The following is a 261-nucleotide window of genomic DNA, read 5'->3' on the forward strand; positions in this document are numbered from 1 at the left end:
GTGTTAAGCCTGCCGCTAGCGTTCATCCTGAGCCAGGATCAAACTCTTCATCGTTAAATCTTAAATAATTTTACAATTACTAAGGAATTCCTCTTATGACCTTTGCAGGTCAAAAGCTCAAAATAGTCTTCTAGTCTTAATTCTTATTCTTTGCATCATGTTATAAATAACATAATACGCGCTGTCAATTCAATATGTCAATGAACTTCCACTTTCGTGGTTTCGTTGTTAAAATAAAAGGATTCGAACCTCTTCTACACT

This window comes from Salinimicrobium gaetbulicola (genome assembly GCF_042676025.1).
In the GTDB taxonomy this organism is placed as follows: Bacteria; Bacteroidota; Bacteroidia; order Flavobacteriales; family Flavobacteriaceae; genus Salinimicrobium; species Salinimicrobium gaetbulicola.